We start from the raw sequence: 9,007 nt of genomic DNA, 5'->3' as shown, positions 1-9,007 counted from the left end.
TTCTTCCTAAGTGATAAACTCGGGATTATAATATGGATTTTGTTTTGCTAAGACACTTTCTCCATTTACTTGTTTATCAAGATAATATGGCCCATAAGATAATGGTTTTGTGTTCAATTCCGCACCCGAGAATTTTCCAAAATCTTTTGATGTTTCAGCTATTTGATCTTTGTTTAAAAATACCGTTAAAAATCCTGTTCCCCATAATATTGACGGTTTTACCTCCGTATATTTAATAACAACAGTCTTATTATCTTTTTTTGTAATACCTGAAATACTATCTACTTTTCCGTTGTGATATTCTTTCATTCCTTCTATTACTTCGTAATCTTCAGAATATCTAATATTTTCAACATACTTAGGATTTCCCATTAAATGATAAGTTGCCACAATATCATCTGCTGTTACATCTTGTCCATTATTCCATTTCAAATCACTTCGTAAAGTTACTGTTGCTTCTTTTTTATCTTTATCTAAATGAAACTTAGCCGGTGCATTACTGTCATCTTGTTTTAAACGATAATCTTTATCTAACGCAAATGTATATAACATTGTATCTCTCATTACATAATAATCTGTCGCTTGCAAGAAGAAAATCGGGTTAAACATTCCTGTTAACGGATCAGCTGACAAAATACCGATTTTTAAATGTGCATTATTAATTGTATTACCACCATTATCTACAAATGTTTTAAATTCTACCGCCGGTTTCGTTTCATTTCTCGTTTTTTTATTTTGGTTAGTAGAACATCCGGTCAACACTAAAGACAATGCCACCGTTGAGCTAAACACTTTCATCATATTTTTTTTCATAATTATATACCTCTCTTTTCTATATTTTGATTACAAAATAAAAAATCCTCACAGAACAATTGTTCTGCAAGGACGCCTTAGCGTGTTACCACCTTGTTTTATAATATTTTTACAAATATTAACTCACTAAGTACAAAGAATTAATTTTTATTCTAAATACCGTAAGCTATAACGGGCTTTACCGTAGTAATTTAATTATTCAACTACTAACACCAAAAGACCATCTTCAAAGTTTTTAATTTAATCTCTTTTCAGCTACCAAGACTCTCTAAATAAATTTTCCACTTTTACTTTTCTTTTCATTGTGTAATCTATTGTGACGTTTAGTATATCAATTTTAGAAAATCTTGTCAATATGAAATACAATTTTTTATTTTACAAAATTAAAATTTTGGTATTTGAATTTTTTGCCCGGCATTTAAATTATTATTTTGCATATTGTTAGCTTCTTTTATTTTTTCAACACCCGCTTTAGTGTTACTTTCTCCATATGCCGCAGCAGCTATGGTGAATAAAGTATCCCCTGTTTTTACAGTATATTCTTGACCTGCAATCGCTTTTTTTGATGTGCTTGTTGTTGAATTATTTGTGTTGTTGTTATTTGAAGTATTGTTAGAAGCATTATTTGACACTTTTTCTTCATTTGCCTTTGGAATATTACTATCAGTAGCTTTATTTTCTTCCGGAACCTTAGCCGTCTGTGTAGTATTTGCAGTTTGAACAGTTGGGTTTTGTTTTGATTTTCCTGCTATCGAATTACCTAAAACTGTCATACCTAAAAGGATAACCGGTGCTAAAATAACAAACATTACCATTAAAACCATATTTTTAACAGATTTTTTACTCATAGCGTTCACCACACCTCTATTTTACTTCTTCAAAATATTCATGATAGTAACCGCCAACTTTACCGCTATTATCAATTACAAAAATATATTCTTCCGTAACATTAACAACTTCATATTCTTTACCAACAGTTAACATATCACTCACTGTAAATTTCTTCGCATCTGTATGTTTTACTATAACTTTTTTCATCATCGCTTATTCCTCCTTAACTTACATTTTTATTTTATTATAATATTATTTATTTTTCAATTGTTTTCTTAGAGTTAATTAATGAAATAAGTACAAAAACAACTAAAGATATTATTAATGAAATAACTACCGGCTCTATTGATTTCACAATGTACACTTTTTTAAAAATTATATAACTTGTTAAACCGAATACAATAGACATAATTGCACCATATTTTTCCGCATACTTCCAATATAATCCCAGTAAAATAGGCCATAAGAATGTAGCCTCTAAACCACCAAATGCAAAAAGATTAACATTAACAATCAAACTTGGCGGCTGCATACTGATAAACATAATTAAAATTATAACAAGAATATTAATTGTATACACGAATACCGGAACTTTTTTTTCTGTTATCTTTTCTTTTATTGTTTTACTATTGAAAAGTACATCTTTTATTAACGCAGATGAAATTAATAAAAATTGAGCATTAACAGTTGTTATTATCGCCGCCATAGGTGCAGCCAATACTAGAGCTACCAAATACCATGGCAATATTTTAAGTGTAATAATCGGTATTACAGAATCATAGTCTTTTATATCCGGAAAAACTCCACGTGCCATAACCCCAATTAAATGTACCCCAAACATAACTATAAAGATTACTATACTTCCAACAATAATCGATTGTTTTAAACTACGCTTATTTTTATATAACATAGAATTAATAGCTATTTGAGGAATACCTATAACCCCTACACCGACTAATACCCAAAACGAACTAACATAACTTGCTGTCAAACTGCCATCCGCTCCAAACGGAGATAATATTTTCTCATTTGTTAATAATAAATTATTGGTAATAGTTTCAACTCCACCACCGTAGTGAATAACCGCATATAATAAAATAATTGTTGAAAATACCATAATTAATCCTTGTATCATATCGGTAATTAAAATATTTTTTAACCCACCAAATACAACACAAAAAATAATAATGACAGAAATAAGAAATATCCCGGTTTTATATTCTATCCCCATAAAAGCCGATAATAATTTTGCTCCACCAACCCATTGAGCCGACATTGCCGCAATAAGGAATACTATCATTGCCAATGATGACAAATAAGCAACAACATTTGATTTATATCTATTTTTTAAATAATCACTAATGGTAATAGCGTTTATTTCTTTGGCTACTTTTCTGAACTTTTTAGCAAGAACAAGTAGCACGAAATATCCGGTTACCACTTGAATAACTGCTAAAAGTACCCAACCATAACCTAACTTATAAGCTACACCCGGTCCACCTAAAAATGTTGAAGCTGAACCATATGTTGACATCAACGTTATCGCCAATACTATCCCACTTACTTTCCTGTCAGCTAAGTAATACTTCTCAAAAAAACCAATATGTCGTTGCCCTGAATGACTAAATCTGTTTAGGATAAGTGGTAATAGTATAATAGTTAAAAATATTACCGTAAATAAAATTAATATTTTATAATCTACTGTATATTTCATTATTTTTCCTCCTCTTTTATCTCATGATTAAATAATAGATTTGCAAAAATAATTACAAGAATTATTATAAAAATACTAACCACTATTGAACTGTAGAAAAACCATTCCGGTAATCCTAAAATATATTTATAATCTTTTACATCAACATCACTGTATCTTATATAAGCGAAATAATACCATAAAGCAAAGTGGATTATAACCAATCCAACTGCAACTACTCCCTCTTTATTCTTTAATTTATTCATTTTTTCTTCCCATTACCCCCATTAGTATATTATATATATCAATATAATATATTTTCATTAAATCTACAATTATACTGCCCAGTAATAACCCTGCTACTACATCCGTTAAAAAATGTGCTCCTAATATTAATCTTGATATAGGTACAAGAATTATCGCAAAAATTCCAATAACACGAACCAAATTTTTCTTATTAATTACAAAAGCTAATGCTAAGAAAAATAATATTACAAAAGTAGAATGACCGCTTGGAAAACTAAAACCGTCATGAACATCAGGAAGCGGTCTTACTCTTTGAACACTATATTTAACAACAGTTAATAATAAACCGCCAAATCCCGCAGTAAAAAACATAAACACCGCTTTGGGTAACTCTTTTATCCATGCAAGAAATACTGATAATAAAATCATAACGATCAGTAACAATTTATCATTAAAAATTAGCGAAATTATTTTAGCTAACGACCCTAATAATTTTATTTCAATTAAATCGGCTATAATTTTGTCAAATGAATTTGTCGGATATTTTACCGCAACTATCAATAATAGTAAAAAACACACCACTTTGACATAAGTTAAGAGTTTTATATTTTTCATATTATTTTCTCACTCCTACTATATTTAATATTTTTTTGTAAAAATCTATTACATTATTAATAACTTTCTTTTCTTTTTTATATTCAATCATAGACTTTTTATATTGATCTAAATTATTATAAAATTCATCAATTTCGGTTAAATCTAAATCAACAAATTCTTCCTCAAATATAACTTTAGAAAAATTATTTTTTTCGAAAAATTTAGCATTTTCAATTTGATCCCCTCGACTTTGGTTAATACCAAGTGGTACTAAAATAGCCGGTATCTCAAGTGCTAAAAACTCATATAAAGCATTCGCTCCGGCTCTTGAAATCGTGAAATCAGTTATTTGAAATGCATCAAACAACTCTTTTGATAAAAATTCATACTGTCTATAACCTTGTACTACAATATTATCATTTATTAGACCTTTACCTACCAGATGAATAATTTGATATTTTTCAACAAGTTCTGAAATACTATTCCAGATATAATCGTTTAATATTTTAGAACCGAGCGAGCCTCCCATCACCAATATAACAGGTTTTTCTTCATTAAATCCGGTAAATTCATAACCTTTTTCTTTTTCCCCGCTATAAATATCATCTCTTACTATTGCTCCGATAAGACTGGCTTTCCCATTTGGTAAATATTTTATAGTATCTTCAAAAGTTGTAAAAATATGATTGCAAAATTTAATATTAATTTTATTCGCCAACCCCGGTGTTAAATCTGACTCATGCAAAACAACCGGTATTTTTAAAAATTTTGCCGCTATGCAAACCGGAACACTTACAAATCCACCTTTAGAAAACACAAAATCGGGTTTTTCTTTTTTTAATATTAAGATTGAATCAATTATTCCTTTTAAAACTTTAAATGGATCTACAAAGTTTTCCCATGAAAAATATCTTCTCAATTTACCTGAACTAATAGCGTAATATTTTATATCAGGAATTTTTTCAATCATTTCTTTTTCTATACCTTTTTTACTACCAATATAAGAAATTTTATACCCATTTTTCTTAAACTCAGGTATAAGTGCTACATTAACGGAAACATGCCCTGCTGATCCACCACCTGTGAAAAGAACCTTATTCACTTTTATTCTCTCTCTTTCATTTTCATTTCTAATTTTTCTTCCACATTTTTTGGAACAAATTTTGATAAATCTGCTCCAAATCCTGATACACCTTTTACAATACTGGAACTTATAAATGAGTATTGTTTGCTTGCCATCATATAAAAAGTTTCGATATTTTCATCAAGTGCTTTATTCATAAAAGTCAGCTGCATTTCATATTCAAAATCTGAAACGGCTCTTAACCCTCTTACGATTACATTAGATCCTACCGATTTCGCATAATTAACTAATAATCCTGAAAACGAATCAACTCTAACATTTTTTATATTTTTTATTGATCTTTCTATCATTTCAAAACGTTCTTCAAGGGTAAATAGATACTTCTTGTCAGGATTGACCAAAATAGCCACTATTACCTCGTCAAACAATTCTACACTTCTTTTTATTATATCAATATGCCCATATGTAATTGGATCAAAACTTCCGGGTACGATTGCTATCTTTTTCTTCATTTTCTTTCTCCATACTCAAAGATTATTATGTCTGTTATGCCATACTGTTTTTCTTTTATAATCTCCAATTTTTCATTTTCTACTGTAATTTTTTCTGTATTACTCTTTTCACAAACAACTAAGCACTTATTGGCACACACATTATTTTCTAATATAGCTTGTAAGCTACAATCAATAAGACCTTTATTATAAGGAGGATCTAAAAAAATCAAATCAAACTTTTCTTCTTTTTTCCAAAAAATTTTTAAAGCTCTTTTATAATCATTTCGATAAATTTCATAATTTTTTTTATCAATCTTACATTTTTCCACATTCGAACGAATAATTTTTATAGCATTACTACTTCTGTCAATAAATGTAGCATGTTTTGCTCCTCGACTAAGACTTTCTGTACCTAGTCCTCCTGTTCCACCAAAAAGATCCAATACTTTAAGGTTATGACAATCAATCATGTTAAATAAATTTTCTTTTATTTTATCAGTTGTCGGTCGGGTATTCATCCCCTCAACAGCGTTTAATTTTATAGATTTATATTTTCCTGCTATTACTCTCATTGTTCCTCACACAAATATTTGGTAATTGTTGCAAAAAGGAGGTTAATATCCCCCTTTATTCTATCCTTGTGATAAAGATAAATTTTTATCTAAATGTTCAAAGCTAAGGTGCAGATCCGACATTTGTGATAATTCTATTTTTTTTACAAATTTTTTCTTTTTCAAATCTGCTATAATAGATTCTAATCTGCTTTCATCAACATAAATACAGGCATATCTACCACGTTTAGAATAAGAAATAAAATTCCCATATTTCTCTAATTTGTTTAAATCTTTAAAACTTTTAAAATAAACGTAAATACCACGTCTTTCTTTCTCAAATAATTCCATACTTGTTCTCCTAGAAATTAGCAGTAGCATCAACACGACCTTTTTCATCAATTTTTATAACTTTAACTTTTAAAGTATCACCGATTTTTACAACATCTTCCACTTTATTTACACGTTCTTTAGCTAATTTAGAAATATGTACAAGGGCGTCGACACTGGGAAATAACTCAACAAAAGCACCGAATTTTTCAATACGTTTTACTTCCGCTAAATAAATTTCCCCTACTTCTGCTTCTCTTACTATATTTTCAATAATATCTATTGCCTTATTAATCTGCTCCAACTCCGGTGATGAAATAAATACTTCTCCCGTCTGTTCAATATCAATTTTAACACCTGTTTGTTCAATAATTTCATTAATAACTTTACCGCCGGAACCGATAACGTCTTTAATTTTTTCAGGTTTAATTTTAATAATTTTAATTTTTGGTGCATACACTGAAACGTCTTGACGCGGTTCAGAAATTACCTCATTCATGTGTTCTAGAATTTGAAGTCTTCCTACACGGGCTTGTTCCAAGGATTCTTTTAATATTTGCTCACTAAGTCCGTCAATTTTTATATCCATTTGAAGTGCTGTTATACCTTCTGCTGTCCCGGCTACTTTAAAGTCCATATCTCCAAGATGATCTTCCATACCTTGAATATCCGTTAAAATAGTATAATGTTCATCTTTTTTTACAAGTCCCATAGCTATACCGGCTACTTGTGATTTAATCGGAACACCTGCTGCCATAAGCGCCATAGATCCTGAACAAATTGTTGCTTGCGAACTTGAACCGTTTGATTCCAAAATTTCCGATACAACACGAATTGTATAAGGAAAATCTTCTTTTGACGGTATAACCTGTGATAATGCACGTTCACCTAATGCTCCATGCCCTATCTCACGGCGACCCGGTGCACGACTGAACCCTACTTCACCTACAGAAAATGCCGGAAAATTATAATGAAGCATAAAACGTTTATTTTCTTCTTGTGTTAAATCATCAATTATTTGTTCATCAGATATATTACCTAGCGTAACGACACCCAATGATTGCGTTTGACCACGTGTAAATAAGGCTGACCCATGAGTTCTCGGTAATACATCAATACGTGATGCCAGTGGTCTTATTTCCGTTAAAGCTCGCCCGTCAGGTCTTACTTTATCTTCAGTTATTTCACGACGAACTTCATCTTTTACAATTTTATCTAATGAAAGTTTTGCTTCTTTGACTATATCTAGTTCATCCTCATCGCTCACACGTTCTTCAAATATCGCTGTTACTTTTTCTTTTACAGAACTAATAGCTTCATCACGTTCTTGTTTGTCTTTTATTGCTATTGAAGTTTTTATATCATTTAATGCAAGTTCCAACACTTCATTATAAATAGTTTCATCAATAACTTTCAGTTCAATTTCCATTTTTTCTTGACCAATTTCGTTAACAATTTGTTGTTGGAAAGTGATAAGACGTTTAATTTCTTCATGTCCAAACATAATAGCATTTAACATTACTTCTTCCGATACCTCTTTTGCACCGGCTTCAACCATATTAATTGCTTCTATTGTCCCTGCTACTTTTAAATCTATTTCAGATTTTTCAAGTTGTTCAACACTTGGGTTAATTATATATTCTCCATTTATAAATCCAACAGTAACACCGGCTATAGGTCCTTTAAACGGAATATTAGACACCGATAATGCTAATGAACTGCCTAACATTGCTGCCATTACCGAATCACTATCATACTCTACTGACAAAACTGTTGAAATAACTTGTACTTCATTTCTAAAACCATCTTCAAACAATGGTCTAATCGGTCTATCAATCAAACGCGCCGCCAACGTCGCCTCTGTCCCCGGACGCCCCTCACGTCTTAAAAAACCACCCGGAATTTTCCCAACAGCATACATCTTCTCTTCATAGTTTACTGTTAACGGAAAGAAATCTACATCTTTTGCTTCTTTAGAAGCAACCGCTGTCGTTAATACAACAGTATCCCCATATTTAACTACTACTGCTGCATTAGCTTGCTTCGCCATCTCACCTAACTCCACAGTTAATCGTTTCCCTGCCCATTGAGTTGTATAAATTTTTTTCTCTTGAAACATCTCTATTTCCTTTCAATATTTTTTCTAATCTTTATATAAATCGACTATTTTATTATATCATGAATACATTTTTTTACAAAGAAAAAAAAAGAATAGAAGTAACGACGGTAACATTTTTCTTTAAGTATGTTTAAAATTTTCGGTTGTATAATAAATATAGGGTATGGAAAAAAATCCATACCCTTAAATTTATTATACATATAAATCCATACATCAAGTTTTTATTGTATAATTTATTCCATTAACTTT

At 30.3% G+C, this 9,007-nt stretch carries 11 protein-coding genes; all 11 read right to left on the bottom strand.

Annotated elements, in window-relative coordinates; genetic code table 11:
• Window positions 1-6: 6 nt before the first annotated feature.
• The 11 genes from HMPREF1983_RS05455 to pnp all read right to left on the bottom strand — a co-directional run bounded on the left by HMPREF1983_RS05455 (window position 7) and on the right by pnp (window position 8,758).
• Window positions 7-813, bottom strand: a complete 807-nt coding sequence (locus HMPREF1983_RS05455; protein ID WP_021753295.1) for an ABC transporter substrate-binding protein — start codon at window positions 811-813, stop codon at window positions 7-9.
• Between the two features lie 383 nt (window positions 814-1,196).
• The gene (locus HMPREF1983_RS05450) at window positions 1,197-1,661 is read right to left on the bottom strand and encodes a LysM peptidoglycan-binding domain-containing protein (protein ID WP_021753294.1); all 465 of its coding nucleotides are present in this window, start codon (window positions 1,659-1,661) and stop codon (window positions 1,197-1,199) included.
• A 16-nt stretch (window positions 1,662-1,677) separates the two neighbouring features.
• Complete coding sequence (locus tag HMPREF1983_RS07845) at window positions 1,678-1,854, bottom strand: DUF6501 family protein (protein WP_169721097.1); 177 nt, start codon at window positions 1,852-1,854, stop codon at window positions 1,678-1,680.
• 46 nt (window positions 1,855-1,900) lie between these two features.
• On the bottom strand, window positions 1,901-3,358 hold the full coding sequence (gene panF, locus HMPREF1983_RS05445; RefSeq protein WP_021753292.1) for a sodium/pantothenate symporter: 1,458 nt from the start codon (window positions 3,356-3,358) through the stop codon (window positions 1,901-1,903).
• A complete protein-coding gene (locus HMPREF1983_RS05440; protein ID WP_021753291.1) occupies window positions 3,358-3,603 on the bottom strand; it encodes a YhdT family protein in 246 nt (81 codons plus the stop codon). The genes panF and HMPREF1983_RS05440 overlap by 1 nt, the downstream gene beginning before the upstream one ends.
• A complete protein-coding gene (locus tag HMPREF1983_RS05435; protein ID WP_021753290.1) occupies window positions 3,596-4,198 on the bottom strand; it encodes a phosphatase PAP2 family protein in 603 nt (200 codons plus the stop codon). Before HMPREF1983_RS05435 ends, HMPREF1983_RS05440 begins: the two co-directional genes overlap by 8 nt.
• A 1-nt stretch (window position 4,199) precedes the next feature.
• Entirely contained in the window at window positions 4,200-5,282 is a 1,083-nt protein-coding gene (locus tag HMPREF1983_RS05430) for an undecaprenyldiphospho-muramoylpentapeptide beta-N-acetylglucosaminyltransferase (protein ID WP_021753289.1), read from the bottom strand.
• 2 nt (window positions 5,283-5,284) lie between these two features.
• Window positions 5,285-5,776, bottom strand: coding sequence for a pantetheine-phosphate adenylyltransferase (coaD, locus tag HMPREF1983_RS05425; RefSeq protein WP_021753288.1), 492 nt, complete (start codon window positions 5,774-5,776; stop codon window positions 5,285-5,287).
• Window positions 5,773-6,330 (bottom strand): 16S rRNA (guanine(966)-N(2))-methyltransferase RsmD, encoded by a 558-nt coding sequence (gene rsmD, locus HMPREF1983_RS05420; protein WP_021753287.1) that lies wholly within the window; start codon window positions 6,328-6,330, stop codon window positions 5,773-5,775. The genes coaD and rsmD overlap by 4 nt, the downstream gene beginning before the upstream one ends.
• Window positions 6,331-6,390: 60 nt before the next feature.
• Window positions 6,391-6,660, bottom strand: a complete 270-nt coding sequence (locus HMPREF1983_RS05415) for a DUF2129 domain-containing protein (RefSeq protein ID WP_021753286.1) — start codon at window positions 6,658-6,660, stop codon at window positions 6,391-6,393.
• 10 nt (window positions 6,661-6,670) lie between these two features.
• Complete coding sequence (gene pnp / locus HMPREF1983_RS05410) at window positions 6,671-8,758, bottom strand: polyribonucleotide nucleotidyltransferase (protein ID WP_021753285.1); 2,088 nt, start codon at window positions 8,756-8,758, stop codon at window positions 6,671-6,673.
• Window positions 8,759-9,007 lie beyond the last annotated feature (249 nt).

It is taken from the genome of Gemella bergeri ATCC 700627, from assembly GCF_000469465.1.
Taxonomy (GTDB): Bacteria; Bacillota; Bacilli; order Staphylococcales; family Gemellaceae; genus Gemella; species Gemella bergeri.
This window is presented reverse-complemented; position numbering and strand designations above follow the sequence as displayed.

Coding starts and splice junctions, on each gene's coding strand:
- HMPREF1983_RS05435 (WP_021753290.1), bottom strand. CDS start 4,198: ATGAAAAATATAAAACTCTTAACTTATGTCAAAGTGGTGTGTTTTTTA.
- coaD (WP_021753288.1), bottom strand. CDS start 5,776: ATGAAGAAAAAGATAGCAATCGTACCCGGAAGTTTTGATCCAATTACA.
- HMPREF1983_RS05455 (WP_021753295.1), bottom strand. CDS start 813: ATGAAAAAAAATATGATGAAAGTGTTTAGCTCAACGGTGGCATTGTCT.
- panF (WP_021753292.1), bottom strand. CDS start 3,358: ATGAAATATACAGTAGATTATAAAATATTAATTTTATTTACGGTAATA.
- HMPREF1983_RS05450 (WP_021753294.1), bottom strand. CDS start 1,661: ATGAGTAAAAAATCTGTTAAAAATATGGTTTTAATGGTAATGTTTGTT.
- HMPREF1983_RS07845 (WP_169721097.1), bottom strand. CDS start 1,854: ATGATGAAAAAAGTTATAGTAAAACATACAGATGCGAAGAAATTTACA.
- rsmD (WP_021753287.1), bottom strand. CDS start 6,330: ATGAGAGTAATAGCAGGAAAATATAAATCTATAAAATTAAACGCTGTT.
- HMPREF1983_RS05440 (WP_021753291.1), bottom strand. CDS start 3,603: ATGAATAAATTAAAGAATAAAGAGGGAGTAGTTGCAGTTGGATTGGTT.
- HMPREF1983_RS05415 (WP_021753286.1), bottom strand. CDS start 6,660: ATGGAATTATTTGAGAAAGAAAGACGTGGTATTTACGTTTATTTTAAA.
- pnp (WP_021753285.1), bottom strand. CDS start 8,758: ATGTTTCAAGAGAAAAAAATTTATACAACTCAATGGGCAGGGAAACGA.